Annotated in this window: 25 protein-coding genes and 4 pseudogenes; 7 read left to right on the forward strand and 22 right to left on the reverse strand. The window is 31.6% G+C overall.

Annotated features, from left to right (window positions below; all coding sequences use genetic code 11):
- Positions 1-5: 5 nt before the first annotated feature.
- The 3 genes and pseudogenes from MKO96_RS01315 (at position 6) to MKO96_RS01325 (ending at position 2,526) form a co-directional block, all read left to right on the forward strand.
- Positions 6-1,203 (forward strand): annotated as a pseudogene (locus MKO96_RS01315) (alpha/beta hydrolase).
- A gap of 21 nt (positions 1,204-1,224) precedes the next feature.
- On the forward strand, positions 1,225-1,632 hold the full coding sequence (locus MKO96_RS01320; protein ID WP_240586395.1) for a DnaJ family domain-containing protein: 408 nt from the start codon (positions 1,225-1,227) through the stop codon (positions 1,630-1,632).
- A gap of 78 nt (positions 1,633-1,710) precedes the next feature.
- Entirely contained in the window at positions 1,711-2,526 is an 816-nt protein-coding gene (locus MKO96_RS01325; protein WP_240586396.1) for a YwqG family protein, read from the forward strand.
- Positions 2,527-3,247: 721 nt separating this feature from the next.
- On the opposite strand, the pseudogene MKO96_RS01330 reads toward MKO96_RS01325, so the two are convergent.
- Together MKO96_RS01330 and MKO96_RS01335 are read right to left on the reverse strand one after the other, a co-directional pair.
- A pseudogene (locus MKO96_RS01330) lies at positions 3,248-3,643 on the reverse strand (RidA family protein).
- A gap of 147 nt (positions 3,644-3,790) precedes the next feature.
- Positions 3,791-4,873, reverse strand: a complete 1,083-nt coding sequence (locus tag MKO96_RS01335; protein WP_240587368.1) for a hypothetical protein — start codon at positions 4,871-4,873, stop codon at positions 3,791-3,793.
- Positions 4,874-4,942: 69 nt separating this feature from the next.
- Between MKO96_RS01335 and MKO96_RS01340 the strand changes: the two are divergent.
- A pseudogene (locus MKO96_RS01340) lies at positions 4,943-5,689 on the forward strand (MBL fold metallo-hydrolase); the annotation flags it as partial.
- A 60-nt stretch (positions 5,690-5,749) separates the two neighbouring features.
- On the opposite strand, the gene MKO96_RS01345 reads toward MKO96_RS01340, so the two are convergent.
- The 15 genes and pseudogenes from MKO96_RS01345 to MKO96_RS01415 form a co-directional block, all read right to left on the reverse strand.
- Positions 5,750-6,688: a hypothetical protein gene (locus tag MKO96_RS01345; RefSeq protein WP_240586397.1), complete on the reverse strand. Its 939-nt coding sequence runs from the start codon at positions 6,686-6,688 to the stop codon at positions 5,750-5,752.
- Between the two features lie 97 nt (positions 6,689-6,785).
- Positions 6,786-7,298 (reverse strand): NUDIX hydrolase, encoded by a 513-nt coding sequence (locus MKO96_RS01350; RefSeq protein WP_240586398.1) that lies wholly within the window; start codon positions 7,296-7,298, stop codon positions 6,786-6,788.
- Between the two features lie 22 nt (positions 7,299-7,320).
- Complete coding sequence (dnaN, locus tag MKO96_RS01355) at positions 7,321-8,451, reverse strand: DNA polymerase III subunit beta (protein WP_087980575.1); 1,131 nt, start codon at positions 8,449-8,451, stop codon at positions 7,321-7,323.
- A 30-nt stretch (positions 8,452-8,481) separates the two neighbouring features.
- Positions 8,482-8,925 carry an NUDIX hydrolase gene (locus MKO96_RS01360; protein ID WP_240586399.1) on the reverse strand — a complete coding sequence of 148 codons (444 nt, stop codon included), beginning with the start codon at positions 8,923-8,925 and terminating at the stop codon, positions 8,482-8,484.
- Positions 8,926-9,206: 281 nt separating this feature from the next.
- A complete protein-coding gene (locus MKO96_RS01365) occupies positions 9,207-9,722 on the reverse strand; it encodes a DinB family protein (RefSeq protein ID WP_087980573.1) in 516 nt (171 codons plus the stop codon).
- 215 nt (positions 9,723-9,937) lie between these two features.
- Positions 9,938-10,354, reverse strand: coding sequence for a GNAT family N-acetyltransferase (locus tag MKO96_RS01370; protein WP_087980572.1), 417 nt, complete (start codon positions 10,352-10,354; stop codon positions 9,938-9,940).
- 189 nt (positions 10,355-10,543) lie between these two features.
- Positions 10,544-11,170, reverse strand: a complete 627-nt coding sequence (locus MKO96_RS01375) for a cadmium resistance transporter (RefSeq protein ID WP_240586400.1) — start codon at positions 11,168-11,170, stop codon at positions 10,544-10,546.
- Between the two features lie 289 nt (positions 11,171-11,459).
- Positions 11,460-12,668, reverse strand: a complete 1,209-nt coding sequence (locus MKO96_RS01380; RefSeq protein WP_087980571.1) for an L-lactate MFS transporter — start codon at positions 12,666-12,668, stop codon at positions 11,460-11,462.
- 283 nt (positions 12,669-12,951) lie between these two features.
- Complete coding sequence (locus MKO96_RS01385) at positions 12,952-13,095, reverse strand: hypothetical protein (protein WP_000653369.1); 144 nt, start codon at positions 13,093-13,095, stop codon at positions 12,952-12,954.
- A 30-nt stretch (positions 13,096-13,125) separates the two neighbouring features.
- Positions 13,126-14,132, reverse strand: a pseudogene (locus MKO96_RS01390) (serine hydrolase domain-containing protein).
- 101 nt (positions 14,133-14,233) lie between these two features.
- Positions 14,234-14,503, reverse strand: a complete 270-nt coding sequence (locus tag MKO96_RS01395; protein ID WP_140386770.1) for a heterocycloanthracin/sonorensin family bacteriocin — start codon at positions 14,501-14,503, stop codon at positions 14,234-14,236.
- Between the two features lie 199 nt (positions 14,504-14,702).
- Positions 14,703-15,149, reverse strand: coding sequence for an NUDIX domain-containing protein (locus MKO96_RS01400; protein ID WP_240586401.1), 447 nt, complete (start codon positions 15,147-15,149; stop codon positions 14,703-14,705).
- Between the two features lie 60 nt (positions 15,150-15,209).
- Positions 15,210-15,668, reverse strand: a complete 459-nt coding sequence (locus tag MKO96_RS01405) for a GNAT family N-acetyltransferase (RefSeq protein WP_240586402.1) — start codon at positions 15,666-15,668, stop codon at positions 15,210-15,212.
- A gap of 76 nt (positions 15,669-15,744) precedes the next feature.
- Positions 15,745-16,668 carry a nucleoside hydrolase gene (locus MKO96_RS01410; protein WP_240586403.1) on the reverse strand — a complete coding sequence of 308 codons (924 nt, stop codon included), beginning with the start codon at positions 16,666-16,668 and terminating at the stop codon, positions 15,745-15,747.
- Positions 16,669-16,863: 195 nt separating this feature from the next.
- The gene (locus tag MKO96_RS01415) at positions 16,864-17,775 is read right to left on the reverse strand and encodes a DMT family transporter (RefSeq protein ID WP_240586404.1); all 912 of its coding nucleotides are present in this window, start codon (positions 17,773-17,775) and stop codon (positions 16,864-16,866) included.
- Between the two features lie 151 nt (positions 17,776-17,926).
- Between MKO96_RS01415 and norG the strand changes: the two genes are divergently transcribed.
- The gene (gene norG, locus MKO96_RS01420) at positions 17,927-19,360 is read left to right on the forward strand and encodes an efflux pump transcription regulator NorG (RefSeq protein ID WP_240586405.1); all 1,434 of its coding nucleotides are present in this window, start codon (positions 17,927-17,929) and stop codon (positions 19,358-19,360) included.
- A 45-nt stretch (positions 19,361-19,405) separates the two neighbouring features.
- On the opposite strand, the gene MKO96_RS01425 is transcribed toward norG, so the two are convergent.
- Complete coding sequence (locus MKO96_RS01425; RefSeq protein ID WP_240586406.1) at positions 19,406-19,936, reverse strand: DUF4269 domain-containing protein; 531 nt, start codon at positions 19,934-19,936, stop codon at positions 19,406-19,408.
- Between the two features lie 174 nt (positions 19,937-20,110).
- On the opposite strand from MKO96_RS01425, the gene MKO96_RS01430 reads away from it, so the two are divergent.
- Positions 20,111-20,572 (forward strand): DUF2306 domain-containing protein, encoded by a 462-nt coding sequence (locus MKO96_RS01430; protein WP_240586407.1) that lies wholly within the window; start codon positions 20,111-20,113, stop codon positions 20,570-20,572.
- Between the two features lie 271 nt (positions 20,573-20,843).
- Here the strand turns inward: MKO96_RS01430 and MKO96_RS01435 are convergent, their stop codons facing one another.
- Positions 20,844-21,707 carry a glycerophosphodiester phosphodiesterase gene (locus tag MKO96_RS01435; RefSeq protein WP_240586408.1) on the reverse strand — a complete coding sequence of 288 codons (864 nt, stop codon included), beginning with the start codon at positions 21,705-21,707 and terminating at the stop codon, positions 20,844-20,846.
- A gap of 45 nt (positions 21,708-21,752) precedes the next feature.
- Positions 21,753-22,553 carry a GNAT family N-acetyltransferase gene (locus tag MKO96_RS01440; RefSeq protein ID WP_240586409.1) on the reverse strand — a complete coding sequence of 267 codons (801 nt, stop codon included), beginning with the start codon at positions 22,551-22,553 and terminating at the stop codon, positions 21,753-21,755.
- 510 nt (positions 22,554-23,063) lie between these two features.
- Here MKO96_RS01440 and MKO96_RS01445 point away from each other — a divergent pair.
- Positions 23,064-23,762, forward strand: a complete 699-nt coding sequence (locus MKO96_RS01445; RefSeq protein WP_033657770.1) for a hypothetical protein — start codon at positions 23,064-23,066, stop codon at positions 23,760-23,762.
- A gap of 49 nt (positions 23,763-23,811) precedes the next feature.
- Here the strand turns inward: MKO96_RS01445 and MKO96_RS01450 are convergent, their stop codons facing one another.
- Together MKO96_RS01450 and MKO96_RS01455 are read right to left on the reverse strand one after the other, a co-directional pair.
- Complete coding sequence (locus MKO96_RS01450) at positions 23,812-24,456, reverse strand: DUF1295 domain-containing protein (RefSeq protein WP_087980559.1); 645 nt, start codon at positions 24,454-24,456, stop codon at positions 23,812-23,814.
- A gap of 22 nt (positions 24,457-24,478) precedes the next feature.
- Positions 24,479-25,276, reverse strand: coding sequence for a MerR family transcriptional regulator (locus MKO96_RS01455; RefSeq protein ID WP_240586410.1), 798 nt, complete (start codon positions 25,274-25,276; stop codon positions 24,479-24,481).
- Positions 25,277-25,281: the final 5 nt, after the last annotated feature.

Consider the following 25,281-nt stretch of genomic DNA (forward strand, 5'->3'; position numbering starts at 1 on the left):
GATGGGTGACTTCAATAATTAGTCCTAAGTTAGAGGAGCTTAATAATCAATTAAAGAATGGAAACGAGAAAGCTTTTTATACTTTTTTGCATGAAATAAAGTCAAATCATACGCCGCTAATTGAACAATGTCCTGTAGATAATCAGTATAAGCTTATAACGTATATATGGTTAGGGGACCAAAAAACTGAAAATGTTTATGTATTCGGTAGTTTTCCTGGTTGGGATCTGTCTGTAAATCAATTAAAACGATTGTTACAGACAGATATTTGGTATGAAACGTTTAGGACGGATAAGAGTTTTATTTCAACGTACTATTTTTCAGTAAACGATGTTTTCGAAAATGATTGGATAAAGCGTAGTAAACAGTACGAACTAGACCAATTTAATGGAAATACATTTGGAGAAGGTGCCAATAAAGCGTCCGTATTAAAGATAGGAATGGAAGTGCAGTATAGCAGTCGTTTTCCTTCAAACCATTATCCATCCGGAAAAATTGAAACATATTCTTTTTATAGTACGATTTTAAATAACACACGTAAAATTCATATTTATACACCTCATGATTATTCTCACACTTCACATCTTCAAAAACTTCTCATTGTATTTGATGGGAATTCATTCATTAATAACCTTTCAATCGCAAGAACACTCAATTATTTAATTTACGAAAAAGAAATCCCATCTTGTATTGCTATTGCTATAGAACCAGTTGATCGGCTAGAAGAGCTAACTTATAACGATAAAATGAATACATTTTTAACGGAGGAACTACTTCCGTGGATTCAAGCTAGGTATCGTGTACATCAAGAAGCGAACCATACAACAATTGCTGGATTCAGTCTTGGTGGCTTAGCAGCTTGTTATGCAGCAGTTCAAAATCCACATATTTTCGGGAACGTGTTGTCAATGTCTGGATCTGCTCATTGGAAAAAGGATGGATATGAAAAAGAAATTCCTTGGATTGAAAATAAAATTTCAACTATAGATTCAAATACAATTCAAACTCATTTTTACATTGCAGCAGGAGAACTCGAATACATACCTCTTTTAACGGCTAATAGGCGCCTTTATAAAGCTTTAAAAGAAAAATAGTACCAAATTTACTTATGAAGAGTTTCAAGGCGGACATGACGGTGTTTGGTGGCGAGAAAAGTTATTTGATGGGTTGAAAGCATTAAAACTTACAAAAACAACACTTTAAAATAAAAAGGAGAGAGAGTCTATGAATCAAGAAGAACTAGATAAAAAACTAAAAAAGCAAGAGATATTAGTAAAAGATGAGAAAGTTTGGTCCTTTACATATGAGGATCATATTAGTTCTATCGTTAAAGAAGCAGAAAAGAAAGGGTCTTTTGATAATTTACCTGGTAAAGGGAAACCTCTTAATCTTGATAATGATCTTTCTTACAATCCTGAAAAGCAACTGTATAGAACGTTAAAGAATAATCATGTTTTACCTAGGTGGATTGAGCTTTCAAAAGAAATTGATGATTTAAAAGAGAGACTAAAAGAAAATACAAATACTGCAGAAGCAGCTGATTTAATTCAAACTATTAATAAAAAGGTATTAGAACATAATCTACTTTGTCCACCAAGTGCGCAAAAAACGAGGATGAAAACGGACTTTTAACAATTTTCAATGAAGCTATCTCTTGCTATATAATTAAGTAAGGCATTTTCAATTCATTATGAAAGGGAGGCAAATGTAATGAAGAATACGTATCAACTTCAAATTCCGCAAGAACTAGAGCAGTATCGTAGTATTTTAGAAGATAGTGTGAAACCGTATATTAAAGTGTCTGGAGCGAAAGCAGAGACAACGCTTTTTGAAAGTAAGTTTGGTGGTTATCCGTATTTACCTTTAGATCAAGAGCATCCTAGAGATTCAAATGGACAACCTATGATGTTACTTGCACAGCTAAACTTTGAAGAAATGCCGCATGTTGAATATATGCCTCAAAAGGGATTGTTACAGTTTTTCGTAAGTGCTGATGATGAGCTTTACGGAGCAGATTTTGATCATCCAACAATCCAAAAAGACTTTCGAATTATTTATCATTCTACAGTTATAGAAGATTTAAATAAGGTTATTACTGATTTTAGTTATTTAAACACTTTAGAATTAGAGGACTTTATCATACCTGAAGCAGCGAAATTAAAGTTTGAATTGGATTATCAACCAGTAACATCAAGGGATTATCGATTTGAAAAGATGTTTAGTGCGGAAATTGATTGGGAAGAAATTGTTGATGAAGAAAATAATACGGAATTAGGCGAACTGTATGATGATTTATGTAAAGATCAAGGGCATAAAATTGGTGGTTATCCATTTTTCACACAGACAGATCCAAGGGAATGGGAAGAAAAATACCAGCAACATGACATGTTATTGTTGCAAATTGATACAGACGATTCATTAAATATTATGTGGGGAGATTCTGGTGTTGCTAATTTCTTTATAAAGAAAGACGATTTATTAAATCTAGATTTTTCCAATGTTATTTACAATTGGGATTGTTATTAAAAATATATAAATGAAATACTAGCAAGCTAAAAAATCTTCCTGAAGGTGAGGGAAGATTTTTTTATGTTAAAAATAAACATTATGTTAACTAGAATAAAAAAGAATGAGTGTAATGAAAGTCAAGCCTAAATAACAGAAATAACAACAAATCATGTAAAGTTGTAAAACGTGTGCAAATAGCAATAAATTCATTAAGTAAAACATAAAATAAAATTACTAATTTATATTTCGTATAGAAATAATTTTTCTGTATAAAAAGTTCTTGCCGATTAAAAATGTTTTTGATTCGATAAATCTTAATGGATTATTGATTTTAATTTGCTGTGATGGGTTTATAACAAAAAGAATGATAAAAACTATAGAAATTCGTTTAGATACGATTTTATGTAAATCTCACTAAAAATCTCCGTTTCGTCTCATTAAGTATAGTTTACTTGGTTTTTGATACCTGAGATTGCTTTGTTTCTGTAACTACCTATAATATATATTATGTTAACTGTAAAAAAGTAATAAACTTATTAAGTGTTAGTTAGAGTTATTATGATCCCCTTTTCCACCGCATTAGTAATGTGTGACTGATTGTGTAGTTATTCGCTTTATTAGCTATTGATAATGATATTTTCGGATATAAATTAGATTTTAAATAATAAAAAATACAATTCGTTTAATGTGTTCATTTTAAACGAATTGTATTGATATGATTGCGAATACGTTTTTAAAATTAGTTTGCTACAGCGATCGCTTCGACTTCAATTAATAAGTTATCGTTAATTAACTTTCTAACTTCTACAGCTGAACTTGCTGGTGGATTCTTAGTATCGATGTATTAATCTCGAATCTCCCTAACAATGGCCATCTGAGAAATATCTGTTAAGAAAAATGTTAATTTTACTACATCATTAAATGTTAGTTCCGAAGCTTCTAATGCACTTTTAATATTTTCGAATACTTGTCGCGTTTGTGTAGCTAAATCACCCAGGCCAACTATTTGACCATCAGTATTGATTGCTACTTGTCCAGATATGTAAATTGTTCGTTTAGCGTTACTAACGTCGACTACATGTGAGTATCCAAAAGTTGCGGGCATCGTTTCTGGATTGATAAATTTCTTTTGCAAGATTCTTCTCTCCTTTAAATATCTTATAAATATCTTATTTTCTTTATATTAGATTTTAATTTCAGATTATCCTCTATTTACTAATAATTATTTATCCATTCAGCTGCTACATTTGTAAAAGTATATTAGCACTTTAATTTAAAGTTATTAATGGATTATGTACGTTTGATTTTCTTGTGTGCTTGTTATAATTACACCTTGTTTTATTAACTCTTCAGTTACTTTTGTATAGAAAAAGTGATACCACCAGATAAAAAACTCTTCATAAGTTATTTCTTTTGAGTATCTGCTGCTCACAAAGTATTCTTTTAAAGGTTTATCGTTTTCATTAAACAATAAGACTAAATCTTTACTGATTGTGTTCGCAATTTCGTTAAGTATAGATAAGTCTGTTGATTTAAATACAGGGATAACAGGTTGTGAATTTTGATATAAGCCTAATTTTTCGTGAACTACGTTTAAATGTAAGTCTTTTTGTCTATCTGCTGCTACGAAACCTTTTACTAATTGCTTTTTCTTATAATTAATATCAGTAGTAGTGTTTTTAAAATATTCTTCAAATGTTTCGTTATCTGCTGTTATTAAATTTAATGTTGAATATCGAGAATTTCCATAAAGACCAATTTGAACTTCTCCTAAATCTAAATACGTATTACCATACATCCCGAAAGCCTCTTTATCTGTTAGTTCTTGTTCTTGAATAGCGTAATAATATCTTTTCTTATTTCTTAAAGGTCGTTTCTTTTTGAAATAGTTCTCTTCAATGTAATTTATTTGTCCAAAATCTAATAACACACCACTATACAGTAAAAGACTATACGATTCTTTAGATAAATGATTAAACGTATTGATTCTTTTTGAAATATCTTCAATTTGACTTGAATAATTTTCGATGATCTTAAGTGTTGGTTTAATTAGTGGTTCACAAAGGTTATAAAGTTTTTTTCCTTCACAAGCTGTTATCACCATACACGTTGGATAATACCTCCCTCCTGTTTGTTTCAATTGCCCCTCTACTTCTAATGAATTAACGTGCTTTTCAAATTCCTCATTCGTCCAATTTAGCATCGGTTTTATAGCATTTGACTCAATTCCAAGGTGAAGCATTACAAGTAAATATTGAAGTTTCGTCCCTTTTATTTTTATAGATGGCGAATTATCTCCAGACGAAATCATTTTAGCTTCATAAACTGTATGTAATATATTCTCCAGACTATTATTAGTGAGAATTTCATATTCCCTCCCTTACTAGTAAATTCATTGTAAAATCTATGTATTTACTAAGTTCTATAAACGAAAATAATAGACCCGATGTTTGGAGATGCCTCTTCCCCATTTCCTCTGTTTAATAGTAAACGTTATAGTGGTGCTTTTTCTTTAGAACGTGAAGATCTTCAAGAAATTGATGCGATTATCATTTCTCATAATCACTATGACCATCTGAATTACAAGAGTATTATGCAGTTAAAAGATCGTGCAAAGCACTTTTATGTTCCAACTGGAGTTGCGCAATATTTAATTAAATGGGGTGTTTCACCTAGTAAAATTAGTGAACATAATTGGTGGGACGAAATTGCGTTTGATAATATAAAGTTGGTTTGTGCACCTGCAAGGCATTTCTCTGGACGGAGTATGGCAGATAGAGATTGTTCGTTATGGTGTTCATGGCTTATTCTTGGTCAAGAGACTAAAGTTTTCTTTAGTGGTGATAGCGGTTATGCTCCTCACTTTAAGGAAATTGGTGATAAGTACGGTCCGTTCGATCTTACTTTAATGGAATGTGGGCAATACGATACAAGATGGTCTGCTATTCATATGTTACCAGAAGAGACAGTGCAAGCTCATATTGACGTGAAAGGAGATTTACTTCTTCCGATTCATTGGGGTGCTTTTACATTATCATTACATGAATGGAGTGATCCTATTGAACGTGTGACAAAAGAAGCAAAGCGTTTAGGAATTAATATTGCAACGCCACAAATTGGTGAATCTATTACGTTGAAATCTACAGACTATCCTTCATCAGCTTGGTGGAGAGAAATTTAACTATAAATAAAAAAGAGCGAACCCTATTATAAGGAATTCGCTCTTTTTCTGTATTTAACCTTATTTCACTATATTTGCTTTACCGCTATCTAAAACCCTATTTGTTTGTACAGAGGTAATATTAATAACCGTATTCATACTTTTATCAGTTAGTTCAATGAGTTCGTTTTCGTGATTGATTTTCTGTAAATCCCACACCATTCCATTGAACTCGTTATGCTGTCCACTTACTCTTAATATATTTTTCGTTTTACTTGATGGCTGTATTTGTAGATTTGTAAATTGATTACCGCTAATTTCATTTGGTGTAGTTACATTACTATCCATATAAATCATATTTACACAATCTTCAAGTGAGAAGTTTATAAAACGGTTGGCATTTATCCAAGCATAACCAGATTGCGGTTTCTTTGCTACTAATTTTAGCCCAGTTTCCATTCCTACAACTTTTATACTTTCAAAGTTAATAAATGAAATTTCATTTTCTTTCCCACCAGAATACAAAGAAATTCCGGTACCTTTATTCGTTTCTGTCCAATTGATAATATTTATATCTTTTATTTGTGTTTTGTGCCAAGTGTTATAATACTTATTTTTGCCGTCTAAATATATAACTTCAGAATTAAATGTAGGATCATCTATAGCTATATAGGCTCCTTCGATAGATGCATTTTTTTCTAATTCTAGAACTCTAAAATTACCTTCAACAACAAACTGTGTTCCATAACCGAATAATAATTTTACACCTTTTTTCACTATAATTGGTGACGTGATTTTATACTTCTTATCCTCAAGCAATACTGTTTTAATTTTACTTGATTCTGCTTTATTAATAGCAGATTGTATTTTGTTTGAATCATTTTTACCTTTAAAGTCTTCTACATACAACTTATCATTTTTTGCTAAACTATCTTTTTTGTTGTATTGATAAAAAGCAAAAGTAATTAGAACTACAGCTATGAGTAAAATAATTATTTTCTTCATTACACTCATCCTCATATAAGTTTTCTCCTTAGCTACTCTTCGAATAATCTATGGCTTTTATATTTAGGTTATAATGATTGTGCTGCGTATTACAGATTACAATTCCTGCTTTTTATAATTGAACTATCTTATCTATAGAACTATCCTGCTTAATCAATTCCGCATTCCTATAATCTATTAATTTATGATTAGATAAAACAAAGTTGTGTTCTAATATTAATTCATTGTGGAGTATTTCAGATAAAAATTTAGGTATTATCTCTCCTACGCCGTAATTATAGTCACTTAGAATCCAAGAAATCTCTTTCCAATCTAAAATTCCTTCTGATACTTTTTTGGGAGTTTGATATGTAAATTCATTAAGTAGCTCTACTAGATAAATATACATACCGCCAGAATATGAAGAATCCTCCCATGTAATAACGCCTTTAAATTGAATTTGGTCATGCTTAACTACTATATTAGTCTCTTCCTTTATTTCACGAATCGCATTTTCTAAAGGTGTTTCTCCCTTTTCTATCTTTCCACCTACCCCGTTCCATAATCCTTTTACAGGGTCATATTCTCTATTTAACATAAGTATCTCTTCATTTCTCTTTATAAAACATAAAGTGTGCTTGTACATAATGTGATTCCTTCCTTTGTTATTAATAAGCTCTTACTGGAGATATAAGATGTACTGCTGCAGATTGTGTCCCTGCTTCAATTAATATCGGTCTCATAGAACCGCTGAAACTTAAAGTAACCGTTTCTTCTTTTATTGCCTTTAAAGCATCCATCATAAATCGTCCATCGAAAGATATATTTAATTGTTTTTCACCTTGAATCGTATCTATCTGTTGTGTCTCGGATATTTTTCCAATCTGAGAAGCATTAGAAGAAATTTTAATTGTTGATTCGTTTATGATTTCTAAGTTGACATTGTTATTTGCCCATTCACTTGCTAATAAGTTTGATCGATCTACACCTTGTAAAATCTTTTTTCTATCTATGTTAATGACTGTTTGAAAGTCATTTGGAATTAAACTAGATATACTAGGATATTTCCCTTCAATTAGTCTTGAATATAATGTAGTTGTACCGAATGTAAAAATAATGTGACTTTCTGAAAGATAGATGTATACAAATTCGGAATTACTACTCAATAATTTAAGAAGTTCACTAATAGTTGCACTTGGTACGATACAACTTGCTTTCACATCTGTAGATATTATCGTTTCGCGTATAGCAAGTCTATGTGAATCAGTTGCTACACAAATTAATTTATTATGATCTAACTCTATATGAACACCGGTAAGAACGGGTCTAGATTCATTTTTAGCTACTGCAAAGACAGTTTGTTTAAATGCTTCAATCAATTGTTCGGTTTCTACTTGTATGTTTGCATGATCGTCTATAAGTGGTACATTCGGAAACTCATATGCTGGAAGTCCATTTAAGTTTAATGTAATTTCTTCTGACTGTATCGTAATTATTTGCTCATTCGTACTTTTTATTGATACATCGCTTGGCATTTTTTTTATAATTTCAATGAAATATTTTGCAGGTACTACAATAGTTCCTGCTTTTAATATAGTTGTAATTTGGTCGTCTTCGTTGGAACTAGGGATGAATTTTTCAATGAAAATATTTGAATTACTTGCGATTAAAGTAATTCCAGATTGATCTGCAGTTATTTTTATACCAGATAATATAGGTATTATAGCTTTAGTAGATACAGCTTTACTTACTTCTGAAAGTGCTTGAGTGAAATGTTTATGATTAACGATAAACTCCATTTTTTCCCCACCCTACATGAAATGATAATGTTATGAAGATTGATGAACGATTGTTCCGTTAAAAAAGTAAGGTACTGTTTCTTTCCTTTGTAATATCTTTAATAAGTGTTCTGGTATACGTAAATGCGGTGCTGCTCTATGTAATTTCATCCAAGTAATCTCTTCAATTTCTTTTGGCCTTGTTATATTTGTCTCTCCGTCAATTATTTCACCTAAAAAATTAAAGAAAATTGCATGATGACCTCTCTCTTCGAAAAAAGCTTCGCTAATGGAACAAATACCGTTTACAGTTATATGGAGCCCAGTTTCTTCTTTCACTTCCCGAATTACTGCCTCTTCTAACGTTTCTCCAATTTTAACTGCGCCACCTGGTAACGTGTAATAAGAACCATTTTTCCCTTTGTTTTTTACCATTAAGATTTTTTCGTTTGTTTTATCGTATAAAAGTGCATATGTAACATTTACTTTTTTCATACATACCTCCTCTGTTTTCAATAAAAGGAATTTTCTGTCTGTTTATTATTCTATCATTAACTCGGTTTAATAGTAAGTTCTCTAAGTATTGGAATAAAAATTGATTACATTAATACTAAATAAAAATGCCAGAATACCTCCAAAATTAATAAAAACCCCGCTCTTATTTTGAGACGAGGTTAAACTTATACAACAAATCGGATTCCAAATTAATCTTTCTTTAGATTAATTTGGAATGTATACATATGAGAGCTGTATTTTTTATTAACAACCAAAGATTTTTACTTCCCAATTTCACAAAGTAATTTTATCTCTTTGATTTGTTCTATATGACGTTGTTCATGCAAATAGATCAGTTCTATCCACTGATCAAGAAGTAATTCTCCAAGAGCTGGATGCATCACTGATTTAATCGTTAATATAGATTCATCTTCTATTGTACTAAGGAAACTCATCAATTCTTTTCTTGATTCGTTTAACATATCGATCATTTTCTGCACTTCAAATGGTTCTAAACTTGGTTCAATCATTTCTGGAGCTGTAAATTTTATCGATCTATCTTGTAATATAGAACGGATTTCTCGACGCTCTTTTAGGGTACTATCAATCTTTTTTAAGCCAGATGAAATAACCTTTATGACCACTTTATCCAATAAAACTAAGTGATGACATACTTGTGCTATACTCCATTTATTCTTGTCTGGCTTACTATTGAATTGAGCCTCATCCAATATCATAATTTCCTCGAATAGATGTTTTCTCGTTTCATGAAATCTATCATTTACAAATGAATTCATAACATTTCCCCCTTCATCTGAATGCAAATATTTAGATGCCTATTTTAGATATATTCGCTATAAATAATTAGTTTCCCGTAACTAATATTCCACTTCGACCTTTTCTTGCTTTAGAAGTGACTCTAAATATGAATTCACTCAAGATTCTCCTTTAAATGCATACTCCAAAAGGATAAATTTGTATTCAAAATACTAACGTTAATTCTATATACACTTTATAAACGTTTTTCTAAATAGTAATGATTATGTCCTTTCGGATGATCTTCACTTACTCCAATCACTTTATATCCATGCTTTTTATAGAAATCAGGCGCCTGAAAGCTAAAAGTATCTAAATTGATTAGCCTACACCCTTTTTCAATTGCGAATTCTTCAATACGTTTTATTAACTTGCTTCCATAGCCTTCGTGTCTTTGTTCTTCAGAAACCCATAAGAAATCAACATGAACATGGTGCCAAAATGTAATTGCAGTTATTCCACCTACAATTTTTTCCTTTTCATTTCTCACGATAAAACTAATTTTTTCTGAAGGCTTTTTCTCTTCTTCCGAAATATGTTTTTGGTTATATTCAATTACTTTTTCTCTTATGTAATCACTATCTTCTTGGACCCATTGTTTTACTATTTTCATTTTAATTATCACACTCCTTTTAAAGTATCTATTCAATTTAATAATCGTAATATCCTGTCTAACTTAATAGTCGTAGGGCACTGTTTCATTTCACTAAAATAAAGAAAAGCCGTACTACATTTTATCTGTAGTACGGCTTTATACAGCGTTTGATTCTTTTTAATTAAAACTTCCGTTAGTTTTAACATATTAGTACAATAATTCAATTGTATTACTGCGAAAAAGAATGAACATTCCTAAGCCAATTAGAACTATTGGAACGATAATATGACAATTTCTCTCAAGTACTTTAGCTAAAATAGGAGCTCTTAACAATGTGTAGCTAATAAAACACCATATTGCTATCATACAAAAAAAGATAACTAATGTAACAATATTAGTTTTAAGATTTTGACTAGCGAACATTGGTATATAAATTGAAATATTGTCAGCCCCATTAGCTAACGTTATCCAAGCTACTTTAAATATTGAACCAGAAACGTTATCAATGACTTCATTCCTTTTATAAGAACGAAGTGACAATATTCCTTTCACTCCCATATAAATTGGTACGAATCCTAATAATCCGATCCACGAAACTGGAATGAAAAAAGAGCTTAAAGAACCGATGATACTTAGAAAAGTAATCACACTAAATCCTAAATATTGTCCAATAACAATATAAAGTTCTTTCATCTTAGTTTTTTCTCGGACAGCTCTACCTTCTTTCTTAATTACTCTTGTCTTTACTTGTGAAAATAAGACAAGGAGTATAAAAATGTCATCAATATTTGTTGAAGTGAATGCGATAAAAGAAGAAATTATGGTTGTAACCAATATAAGCCAACTACCTTTATAATAAAATAATGGTATACAAATGAATTACATATCTAATAACAAAGGTGGTTAATGTAGTTTTATAACATGATTTCAGTACCTTTATAAAACAATATGAATATTTTACTAATCTGCTACTTCGTTCGTTGAGCAATAAATCTCTTTATTACTTTTCAAATCATTTCATTTTGAATTAAGTAACTCTTTTCTTCCTACACATTTATTAAAAAGGGGAAATCAAATATTTTGTAATATAAAAAGAGCCCTTTATTAGGACTCTTTTCCAGAATTAAGCTACTTTCCGATATAAATGTTTTGTTTCTTTTTTCTTTTCTGCTTTTGGTGGACGAATTAATATTGAAATAACGAAAGAGATAACAGATAGAACACCAATTATAATAAAGGTCGGTTGAAATCCACCAAGTAGTGCTCCGATGAATGCTCCTGCAAGTGCACCAAATCCAAAACCTTGATATACAATCCCATAATTTGTACTATGGTTTTTTAATCCGAAGAAATCTCCAACAATTGCTGGGAAGATTGTGATATTACCACCAAAGCAAAAGGCGACACTTGCTACACAAGCGAAATAAATTCCGTAATTAAGTGGAATGAAACTTAAAGTAAAGACTGACAATCCAATTATTATAAACGTTGCAGAAACAATTTTCATTCGGCCAATTTTATCTGATAATGTTCCAAGAACGATTCTACCTACTGTATTAAAAATTGCAATCATTGCGACGGCGTTAGCGGCGGTTGCAGCACTAAGTCCTACGAGCTGTACCCCAATATCTTTTACCATACCGATTAAATATAGCCCCCCCATACACGATGTAAATAACATGAAAAACAAGAGATACACTTGTTTCGTTCGCATCATTTCACGAGGTGTATAGTCATTGTGTAAAGTCTCAGTTGCGGTGTTACTTACGATTGCTTCACGTAAGAAGAACGATCCGGTTAATACTAAAAGTAGGACGATAATCCCCCAATATAAAAATGCTTGTGATACACCAAGACTATCGATAAGACTTCCGTTTATATATCTAAAGATTAAGCTGCCCATTCCATATGCAGAAACAGATATACCAGAAATAAGCCCTTTTCGATTTGGAAACCATTTAATTAAATTAGATAGTGATGTAATATAAGCAGTCCCATCTGCATAACCAACAACAACACCAGCTAATAAATATAGTAATGGTAAGGAAGAAACTTGTGAACTAAGTATTAAACCGAGTCCCAGAACAATCCCTGCAGTAGCGATGAGTTTGCGAAGTCCTAACTTTTGCTGCAACTTTCCTGCAAATAAGGTTGAAAATGATAAGGAAAAGCTTGTTATGGAGAAAGTTATCGCAACGGCATTGAGGTTCCATCCAAACTTACTGACAAGGGGTTGATTAAATAAACTCCATGTATAAATTGTCCCAAGGCCAATTTGAACAATGATTGTACCTAGAACAATTAGTAGCGGATTAATAGAAGTTTGTTTCATACTAACTGTCCCCTTCTTTTATCTTGACATGAATTTTCACAGTTAGTATAACCATCATAAATTGCAAAATACTGTACGGAAAATGGTAATTCAGTTCATGTGCACAAAAAGACACTCCATAATGAAGTGTCTTTTTGTAGGTTATATTAGATTTACTTAAAGAAAGCTTTGTTAAGATAAGACATTTTCAAATGCTTATGTATATATGATATCAAAAGACTTCTGTCATGTGATGGGACTTAAGATGTATTTTTCATTCATCATATAGTCGGATGGATAAAAATTAATATTCGATTTCATCAAAATCCTTCGGCTGCGGTACCGTTTGCATATTAGCTGCGTCTTTTGGATCGCTATAAATTGCATTTTGTTCTGTATTTACATCTTTAATGTTTTGCTTTTTGTTTTTATTCATTTTATCTTTCAATGTTCTCACTCCTTTTCATTATAGGAGTAATTATGCCCTATTACTGTTACGAAATGTATCAGCGACTAAATTACTAAATTCACGTAAATAATATAAATAATTATCACCGCCGTAGTTATATCTTTTATTATACATTTTCGCAACAACTACATTATATTCAGGCATTACTAATATAGTCGGTCCTGTAATTCCTAATATTTGATACGATCCTTTTGGAACTCGTTCACCAAGTTCACTTGAAAGCGCAGGTTCATTTTGAACGAACCAAAACAACCCGTTTTGTGGTAGTTCTTTATTTACAAATGTTGGACTCTGCAAACTTGTCGCAATCTTTATCACTTCTTTTGGAACAATTTGTTTACCATTTATCATACCTTGGTTTAAATGAAGATTGCCCCACTGCGCAAATTCTCTAGCTGATACAAATAGATTTTTTTCAGTACCATCATCTACCGTACCAATTTCACTAATCGCGTCTTCATTTGGATTATTAACAACTTTAACTAAGTTTGCATCTTCCTGAATTCTCCAACCTGTTTCTTTGAAGGTAGCTAGATCAAATATACGCTCCTTTAACAATTCAGGAAAACTTTTATTATATAGTTGATAAATAAGAAGTGTTATCATTCTTACATTAATATCTCTATACGTCCAGGTTCAAATTCACGAAAAATCGTCCCGTCATTCGTTTCTCCTAAACCGTGCGAATGAGTTACTAAATGTCTTATCGTTGTTTTACCAAGTAGTACAGAATCAAAGTCTTTAAAATACTGTATCGCTTCATCATCAATAGAGTTTATTTTCCCCTCGTAAAGCGCAAATGCTACCATTAAACCTAAATAACTTTTTCTAGCAGAAGCAACATTGAACTGTGAAGATGCGGTCACTTTTTTATTAGTCGATGTATTTGAGTGATAGCCACTATAATGCTCTAGTACAATTTTGTTATCTTTTATAATACAAAGTGCTGTTCCAGAACTATGATTTTTTTCTTTTATATTCTCTACCCAAGAAATTAACTTATCATATGTATACAAATAAATCCCCCTTAATACGCATAAAAATTACAGCTTGAAAAAAAAGTGCAAAATAGTTCTCACACCTTTCTTTCAAGTAAAATAGCTTTAACTTTCTATACTTAAATGATCCACCAGTTCCAGCAGTTAAAACAACTGAAACATCCAGCACAGCCTACACATCCGCCGCAACGTCCCGCACAACCACCGCATCTGCCGCCACATCCACCACAGCGTCCACCACAACCTCCGCATCCGCCGCAACGACGTGCATCGTCTTGAATATAGTAGTATGGATATTGACTTTGTTGTAGTTGATCCCAATACACAACGTTACCAGTTTGATAATCATTAAGGTTCAATGATTGTAGTTCTTGTTGAAACTGATTCATTACGAAACCCTCCATTTATAAAAATAAATTCCGTCCCAATGTTAAAGTTTATATATTTTTGCAAACAAAGTAGAAATAAGGATATAGACTAAATGCGTACATCAACAAAATATGAACTTACACTAGGTGATGTACCTTGTTTTTTAGCCTATTTTCTTAATCTCCTTTCAGTGGACGTATTTATTATTAATAGAGGTGTTTAAAAATTGCTAATCCAACAGTTTAGTAGTTCATCGCTTAATTTTCTTTCTAGTAACTCTTTAACTGAAGGTACTGGCATGATTTTATACGTATGTAAAGCCTCTTGATTATAATCTATCCAGTGAAACGCTAAATGAGATTCTTTAGATTTTGGTATGAAATCAATATGTAACTCTTGCGAATCTACTTCAAAAATGTGATTGATTTCATGATGAAGAACTTCATGGTCTTGCCATTGGTTTTCTATCACGCCTAAAAATTGTTTTATGCTACAATTTACTCCGAGTTCTTCTCTTAGTTCTCTTATTAATGCATTCTCAGCTGACTCGCCAACTTCAACATGACCACCTGGTAAAAAATAATGATGGCCAATATATTCAGCCACTAACAATTTTTTATCCTTTATCATAACACCTCGTACAATGTGGTGAAATTTATTTTTCAATTACTATTCCTCCCAGTTATTTAATTTCATCTGTCATTTCACATATTTACTTCGTAATACTTAAACGAACAAACGATATACTTGCTCACCATCATATTCATGTCCCAATGGTTGAAAACCGTAACGTTCATATATTTTCTTTGCAGAGATATTATCTTTATGTACTGTTAACCTTATTTCTTTACACGTCTTACATGTATTTTTTATTAAGTAAATACTTTCTTGTAATGCTGCTTTACCATAACCATTACCTTGCTGCTTTTGATCGATAATAAATCCATTTATCCAATACATATCAGTTGTTTCTCTTATAACAGCATGCATAATAAAACCAACCATTAGATCGCCATCGTATATCGCAAATGGTATGTACTCCACATTGTCACCATCTGGTTTTATATACACTTTAGCAAGTGACACTGCTACAGATGGAACAAATTTCGTCTGATTTTCTTTAACTTTTAGCTTTAAGGCATCTTCCCAATTCTCTCTCGTAACAACCTTTAACTGGACATTCACTATTTTAAGCTCCTTTATAAAGAGAATATATTTATATATTCAACGTAGTGAAATAAATACCTGTTTCGATAGCGACTTATAGCATAGTTTTAATAAAATCTTGAATAAATTTTTCTTCATCTATTTCTAAAGCTATACGGGCTCCTTCCGATATAGAACTAGGTCGAAAATCAGCAAATGTTTGTCCTTTCGTATCTCCGTATGTATCTACATTCACTGTACGATGCACAAATTCAAAAAAACTTGGGTTAACTAATCCACTTATAGCAACCACATCATGTAGCAAAGGCCCTTCGATAGATGGATTAAGTTTTTGGTATGCAGATAAATAGTAATCATACATCGGTTTCATTATCGTATGAAATGGATTCTTTGAATTAGCTTGGATATAGTTAAATACATTTGGTGCTAACACAGCTTTGTTTGTTACATTTAAAGGAAATATTAATAAATTCTTTGCTTGCTGAAAAACAATTTTACTTGCAATAGGATCTCCATACACATTTGCCTCTGCTAACGGCGTAACGTTTCCTACTTCTAAAAAGACACCACCCATGAAATATATTCCTTTTACATTTAGCATTAAATCATTCCATAAATTAAAAGCAATCGCTAACGAGGTAGATCTTCCTACATCGACAATTGTTAAATCCTTTCCGTACTTTACAAGAATCGAAGCAATACTACCAAAATTATATATCGGGATAGACAATACACTTTCTGGCACATGAATAGGCCCTAATCCTTCTGGTCCATGAATTTCAGGATAATATGTTGTAATTTCTTCTGTAAGTGGTTTTGTTGCACCGCTAATTACAGGAATGTCTTGTCTATTTGCTAACTGTAAAATATACGCTGCGTTATGCGCAGCATGTATATGTTCAACATTTCCATATCCAGTTACAATACCGACAATTTCAATTTCAGGATGCAGTAAACCAAACATAATGGCAAACGAGTCATCAATACCTGGGTCTCCGAAAAATAATACTTTTTCCAAAGGATGCCTCCCTTCATATAGAAAATAGCAGATGATAATTATGTATATGTAAAAAAATAATTAAACTATACAATTTTATATGAATATTACTAGTAAGAATTGTATAAATAAAAAGGATTAACATTATGTTAATCCTTCCTCTAATAAGAAATCTAATTAACAGTTCAATTACATCTCTTGCAAATACTAACCAAACTACCTTGTTGTATTACAGTACTCTTCACTTTGTATTTCTTTTTTTAATGATACATGTGCAATTAAAACTCCAAGTATAGTAATTCCCCCGCCAATTATCGAAATAAAAGTCGGTATTTCACCTAACCATATCCAAGCAATAAAACATGCAGTTACTGGCGTTAAATATAGAGAGCTTGTTGCCTCAGCAGCGCCAGCATGAGATATGATATATGCCAATGCCATATACGGGAGTACTGTTGGAAATAAACCTAAATATACAACACTCATATTCACTTCAAGAGGAGCTGCTAGTATTTCTGTATACACTCCTGGCGAGAAAATAAGCATACATACAGTGCTAGATAAAATTGTATATATTGTAAATGGCAAGAAGCCATACTTTTTCAAGTAAGAAGTTTGGAAAACGAAAAATAGGCTTTCTGAAATTGCTGCTAATAATATAAATAATCCCCCACTATTCAATTGAATTGCATCTCCTTGACTAAATGATATGAAAGCAATTCCTATAAAACTAATTACACCACCAATCCAACTATTTAATTTCATTTTTTCGTTCAAAAAAACAGAAGCAAAAATTGCCGTTACTATAGGTGTGACTGAAACAATTAAACTTGCAGATCCAGCATTTACTGTTTTTTCGCCGTAGTTTAATGCGATGTGATAAATAGTAAACCCTAAAGCACCAAATATAAAAATCACTGGGATATCCTTTAAATCCGGCAGCCGTAACTTGTAAATAAAAGAAAACAACAGGAGTATAAATGAAGCGATTAATAAACGTAGTAGAGTAAGATGCTCCGGTGTATAAGATTCGAGCCCCATACGAATTGCGGGAAAGGCAGTCCCCCATATTAAAATCGTAAAAGTATGCGCACAAATAATCCGAAAATCCCATTTTTTATTATGCATGTTTTCTCTCCCTTCCTAATAAACCAACCATTTTAAAATTACCAATTATTTCTTTTCATCATATTTAATAGTTGATACAATGTCTTCAACCAGTTAATTATTGTAAAAACCAACCACTATGCATTTTTAAGGTGATCGAGGGAGTTATTTTATGACAACGAATAAAAAACTGCCCAAATATCGGCAGATAGTAGACTATACGAAAGAAAAAATTGAAAATGGAGAATGGCCTATCGGGAGTAAGATTCCTAGTCAGCGACAATTAGCAAAGTTATTTCATGTAAATCGGAGTACTGTAATCACTGCGCTAGATGAACTTATGGCAGATGGCTTAATTCAAGGACTAATCGGAGCAGGAACAATTGTAACAAATAATACATGGTCATTATTAGCGACGAATCCCCCGCCTGATTGGAGTGAATATGTAAAAGCTGGTATTCACAAACCTAGCAAGTTAATGGTACGAGAAATCAATGAAGCAGAAGCAAATAAAGAACTTATCCATCTTAGTAAAGGTGAACTTGCGCCTCAACTTTTCCCGTTAGAAACTATGCAGTCCATTATGAAAAGCGTAAGTGACGAAATAGATTATTTTGGATACGAAGAACAAAAAGGTTTTTTGCCGTTACGTGAAGCAATTAGTAAATACGTAAAATCATTCGGAATACATACATCAGCCAGTTCTATATTAATCGTCTCTGGTGCATTACAAGCACTCCAATTAATATCAATTGGTCTTTTACATAGAGAATCAACCGTTTTACTTGAACAACCTTCTTACTTATATTCACTTCATGTATTTCAATCAGCAAATATAAATCTATCTGGTATATCTATGGATCATCACGGTATTTTACCTAACGAATTATTAAAACGCATTAAATACAGTCAAAAGAAAAACATTTTATATTCTATCCCTAGTTTTCAAAACCCAACAGGGGCATTAATGTCTCAAGAACGAAGAAAAGAAATAATAAAAATATGTGAAAAGGAACAGTTACCTATAATTGAAGATGATATTTACCGAGAGTTATGGATTGATGAACCACCTCCAGCTCCTTTAAAGTCGATAGATAAATATGGACATGTATTATATGTTGGTAGTCTTTCTAAAACACTTAGCCCAGGACTTAGAATTGGATGGATTATTGGACCAGAACCTGTAATTGATAGATTGTCAGATATAAAAATGCAAACAGACTATGGATCGAGCTCTTTATCTCAAAGAGTTGCTGCTGAATGGATAAATAAAGGTTTTTATGAAGAACATGTTGCAAACGTAAGAATTCAATTAAAAGAACGAAGACAAATCATGATACGGGCTTTAAATAAGTACTGCGCAGATGTTGCATCGTGGGACATTCCTAGTGGTGGATTATTTATATGGCTAAAGGTTGTACCTAGCATTCCGATGAAGAAATTATTTTCAGAGGCACTGTCAAAAGGAATTCTTTTAAATCCAGGACGTATATATGAAGAAGAATCAGATCGGTACATTCGTTTATCATATGGATATGCTTCTACGGAGCAAATTAATTATGGGGTTAAATTGTTGAGTGAATTAATCCGTAAACTGATGGCATAACAAAAACTCCTCTTTTATTTATAGAGGAGTTTTTGTGTATCCTATTTACCACAATCTCATTTCCTGTCCCAATAAAATAAGTTCGTCATAAGGATCTCCGTCAATATTTAATACTTGAGCAAAAGCAGGTTCTGTTTTTAAACCGTTCTCTTTTAAGCGAAGAATTTCTTCCCTTATATAGGGATGCTGCATTAATAACATGTGCTCTACTATCATATGTCTATATGCATTTTGGTTACGCACCGGCTTAGGCTGAGCAAATAATTCAAATTCAAAACCTTCAAATTCAAATTTTACTTTTATCGTTTCGGTATTTTTAATTTTTTTCTTTTTTATATTGAATCCTTCATAAGAGCCATATAAAGATCTCATTTCCTGTTCAAAAACATTAAAGTTATGTACTTCCATTACTATATCTAAGTCAGATTGAAGAGTATCAATTCTAATAGGAATTGTCCCGCAAAGAACCGGACTATACAAAGCTAAATCCTCCATAATGTTTAGTTTATTCAAAACATCATATACTTTTTGTTGCTTCTCATTCCCAGATTGTAAATATGTAATAGATGTAAACATGGTAGTCTCTCCTTCATTTCACGTAATACGTGACTCACAAAATTCAAGAAAAATTTGTCCGTTTAAATTCGTTCTAGAAATACCTTTAATTCAATATATTAAGGCGAATAAACAATATGTTTCAACTTTTCTCCTATACTGCAATACTATAAAAATAAAAAAGGAGGAATTATTATGAGCATTTTCAATGTTCTTTTAACCATCCACATATTATTTGGAACAATATGTTTAATCACCGGTATTGTAGCTATGGTTGCTCAAAAGAAGAAAGGAAAACATACGGAATGGGGTGAAATATACCATGCATCCTATGTTGTGATCACCGTTACTGCAATTATATTATCCATTATAAACTGGGATAAAATCGCATATTTATTTTATGTAGCGATTTTATCTTATTCATTTGCGTTATATGGATACCTCGCACGAAAAAAACGTTGGAAAAATTGGCTCCATCACCATATTAGAGGTATGTTAGGTTCTTATATTGGTGCCGTTACCGCACTTTTAGTAAACGTCGGTATTCATATTCCCATAATTAATTTATTGCCGCCTATATGGTTTTGGTTTTTACCTACATTAATTGGTATTCCTCTCGTAGCCAGTGTATCAAAAAAATATAAAAAGCGTAGTTAAAATTCATTACAATTTCGTTACTTTCTGATGGTAATTACAAAAAATCATACTCAATGTAATATTTTATTAACAAATTCAAATTCATATTGCTTTAAGTTCGTCACTTAGAGCTAAATAAAAAGAATCCAATAAAAATATTGGATTTTTTTTCGGATTTCATTTCAATATCGGCTCTATGTATTCAATGATGTTACCATTTGGATGACAAACTATCTTTGTATACTTGTGGGTATTTGGATTATTGATTCAGTGATAATTACACCATTATAGTTTAAGGTTGTAATAATGAATGTAAACGATCTGGGTAATTCGTAAACATCCCGTCAACGCCCCATAAAAGTAGCTTTTTCATATCTGTTTGATTATCTACAGTAAATGGATGAACTTCTAATCCGTGTCTCTTTATTCTCTTTACATAAGCTGAATCAATATATTTATAGTTCATCCCAAGACCGATACAGTATGTTTTATAATTTTTAATCTCTAATTCAGTTAATTGAGCTGTCTTTTTGTAAGGTAGTAATTGTACTAGAGGTATATTAACATCTAAAATATGAATCTTTTGCAGACTTGCTTCACTAAATGATTGAATAATAACTTTATCACTTATTTCGTAGTGCTTTATAATTTCTAATAGCTTTTCTTCCATACCAGGATATTCATCTGGCGATTTTGTTTCAATGTAATAATTAGCATTATGCCCAAACGTTTCAATAATTTCTTCTAGTGCTGGAACTTTAGCATCTTCAAATTCTTTCTTCGCTAAACTTGGATGCTTTTCATTAAAAAAAGAACCTGCATTAAGTTGCTTTATTTCTTCTAATGTATGTTCCTTAACTAGCCCCGTACCATTTGTAGTGCGGTTTACTGTTTCATCATGCATAGCTACTAAATGTCCGTCTTTTGTCATTTGGAGATCAATTTCTATATAATCTCCTTTTAATTGTTGTCCTAATTTATACGCTGATATTGTATGTTCCGGCGCATACGCAGAAGCGCCTCTATGTGCAATGTTTTTTATATGATTTAATTGATCAATAGCTTTCGTGTACTTAAGTTCATTTACTTTATGAAAAACAAAAGTACCTATTACTATAAAGGTGCAAATGATTGTACTGATATATATTTTCTTCATAATGATGTTTTAACTCCTACATGAAAGCAATTTGACTTGGATGATTTATTCTATTAAATGTCGATTTTCAAAAACAGTCATTTGTCCTACAGATTGAAAACCAGTCTTTTTATAAATATTAATGCCATCAGGTGAAGCTTGTAATACGCATTGAGCAACTTTCAATTCTTTCGCTTCTTGCAGCAAGTAATTAAACATAGTGGAGCCAAATCCTCGCCCTCTCATTTCTTCTTTAGTTGCTATATCATAAATACCAATACTATCTTTTGTACATACTAATGAACCAACCGATACAACTTCTTCTTTATAAAATCCTAAGTACAGCTTCATTTGTTCACTATTCCATAAATCGAAAGAAGCAGTTTGATTGTAGAACGCTTGTACATGTGTACCTTCCTCTGATGTACCAAATAGATTAGCTAATGTTTCCCCAAACTTTTTAATTTGTCCTGACGAAGATAATTTTTGTATCGTAAAACCTTCTGGCATGTTTATTGTCGGATGAATTGTTTGTAAGTCTGCTACCATCGCGATATTTTGTTCTGCTTCTTTTAAGCCAAGTTTTATTAATTCACTTTTTATAGTCTGTACATGCCTATCATCCCAAAACCAAACACTCATTGGAAGTTTCTTTTGATTATAGTTGTTTACCACTTTATATAGTTTCTCAATACCTTCCGTTAAATTATTGTTTAGTATAGTAATGATATTAAATGTATCTGCCGGTAAACCACAGTCGACAGCAATGTAATCCTTCGATTCTTTTACATTCATTCCATGTAACCGCCGCGCAATATATGAGGTTTTATATGTGAAGTTATCTATTAGTAACTGTTTATAATTCATTCATTTTTCTCCTTTCATAAAAATTCGTTTTCGAATTCTTCAGTATTAAATATAACACATAAGAAATGTATCTATTTCTATAAAAATATCTCTATACATTACTCTTTTTTTCCCTAAAAGAATTAAAAATGATATAACGTTGTCGGAATGAAAAAAGTGGTATATAATAAACAGTAACATTACTAGTAATTATTTTAGGTATTCCTAGAATAAAGGAGCGATACATATGAAAATTACTATTTATTTCGGAAGTCATGAAGATCAAGATGTTCGTACTATGGACTGTCATTTAGATGTAGAAGATACAGAAGAGATCGTTTCTGTATCATAATATAAATAGTTGGGATGAAACCTCTTCCCTACAGCATTTAAGGCACCTTTTATAGGTGTCTTTTTTGTTATTTTTTCATCAAAAACCCTTTACTTTAGAGCGTTTTAATAGTAAAATATAAATATACGAACAAACGTTCTTTTTTTATTTTAATTGTACATGAAGGGATGATTTTTACAATGGCTCAAGCAAAGCGCAGAGGAAGAAAAAAGCAAACACCTATTATTTCAAATACAGGCTTTATCGGCTCTGTCTTTATTGATACATTGGAGTTACAAAAGAAATCCTATTATTTCGCTCGTAAAAAACTTCAAATTGTTCATCACGTACTTGATGGCCTCTCTGGAGCAACAAGTTCTCTATTTAAAGAACATAACATTTCAGCATACATGTCATGTGTGTATTTACATAAACAAAAGAAAATCGGCTTTGTTCTTTCAACGAAACCATTTGAACAAAGTGACGGTGTTTCTTACTTTATAAATTATTTAATCGAAAAGAATTTTTACGGTAACGAAGAAGTAGAATATCAAGAAGTATTTAATACAGGTTTTATCGGTGTAGTATTCGCTGATTTATGTAGCATAGATCGCTTTAATTTCGAGTTTGAAATGGGTATGTTAACGAAATTAATGAAAGATATGATTATTCCGGTTAAAGAACTCTTTTTACGCCACAATGTACCGGCCTACATCTCCACTTCTCATTTAGAGGAACAAAATAAATTAGGTTTCGTTCTATCTGTAAAACCATACGATGAACGTGCAGAAGCAGATTTATATTTTGAGGCGTATTTAAAAGAACGCGGTTTATTTATCGGTGATGAAGAAGATGATATTGATAAGATTGTTATTAGAAAGACAGCTGAACTACGATAGATAAGCGCAGGATGATTATCCTGCGCTTATTATAATTTATGAAGCTGATTTACCAAATAAACGGTATTAGTTTTTTTGTTTTCTGTTTATAAACTGTAAATTGTTCCCTGTACTTGTTTTGTAAGTAAACATCAGATTTTGGAATATAGTCAAAAATAAATACTAAGAATAGGCTTAGCGGGATAAATAAACTATACATGTTACTAGAGATTAACGCTAAACCAAGTACCCAAATGCAATCCCCAAGATAATTAATATGAATCGCATATTTAAATAAACCGCCTGTATATAGCTTACCTTGATTTATAGGATTGTCTTTAAAAGATTTTCTAAGTAACTCTGAAACTGTGTTTAATATACTTCCTCCTAAAAACAATGTCCAGCCTATAATAAGAACTGTTAAGTTTGAATCCTGATTACTAGTAATCATTAAGATTGGAAAACCTACATAATATATTCCAAAAGCAATACTGTTCATAATGGCTTCTTGCCATGCAATCCCTCTAGGCAACCATATAAACATCATAGCTGTTAATCGTAAAGCGGTAATAATTAAAGCTATAAAAAGCCCTATTGAAATGACTGGGTTAAAATAAGTAATGAAAAGTAAGTAATATGCAATGATTAAATAAATAATCTCAGCAACTACAATCAAGATTTTTTCTTTTATCGTTGGCCGGTTTATACCATACATTTTGATACATCCCTTCCTTTATTCATTTTATAGGAAAATATACTTCTATAATATTATTCTCCTTCGCTGTGCTATAAGGGTTCGTTTTATAAACTTCAAACGGAGCGCCATTCAGTTTATAGTTATTTTCTTTAACCCAAACATGTAGCTTTGTATGAATAGAAGGCAATTCATCGTAAGATCCATTAAGCATAGCCATTGCGCAAAGTCCGGGATGAAACACTTTTGTTTTATTTGTGGCTTTTGCAAGAGGAATCGCAATTTCTACATCATAATTTTCAGGGACATATTCTGAACTATGGAATATAGCAAGTGGTTTTGCAATAGGCGATAAATTTTCAAATAAAATTTTACTAAACAACCCATTAAAGTGTGTTAGGAAATCAGCGATATTTATTCGTTTTCGCTGAGATACTATATGATAGGTTAAGTGATTTACAAGATTAATCTCAATGTGATTTAAGTAATCCATGATACTTTCCTCTTCATCTAATTGTTGAATATCAAACTTTAATTTATTTAATAAAGAAGAATAAAATGTAATCTGTTGTTTTAGTTTTTCTTTTTTGGCTTTCATTTTAGAGTTGAGCAACTCAGTATTCTCCCACTTTGCTAAAATATCCTTAATTTCTTCCAGCGAAAATAAATAAGTTTTTAATCGTGTAATCAATAAAGCTGTTTCTAATTGGGAAATATTATAGTAGCGATAGCCATTCTTATCATCTATGAAATCAGGTTTTAAAAGCCCAATTTCATCATAGTAGCGCAGCGTCTTCATTGTAAGATGAGATATTTTTGAGAACTCCCCAATTGAAAGCATACCAC

The sequence above is a fragment of the Bacillus sp. ES1-5 genome, assembly GCF_022487605.1.
GTDB lineage: Bacteria > Bacillota > Bacilli > Bacillales > Bacillaceae_G > Bacillus_A > Bacillus_A wiedmannii.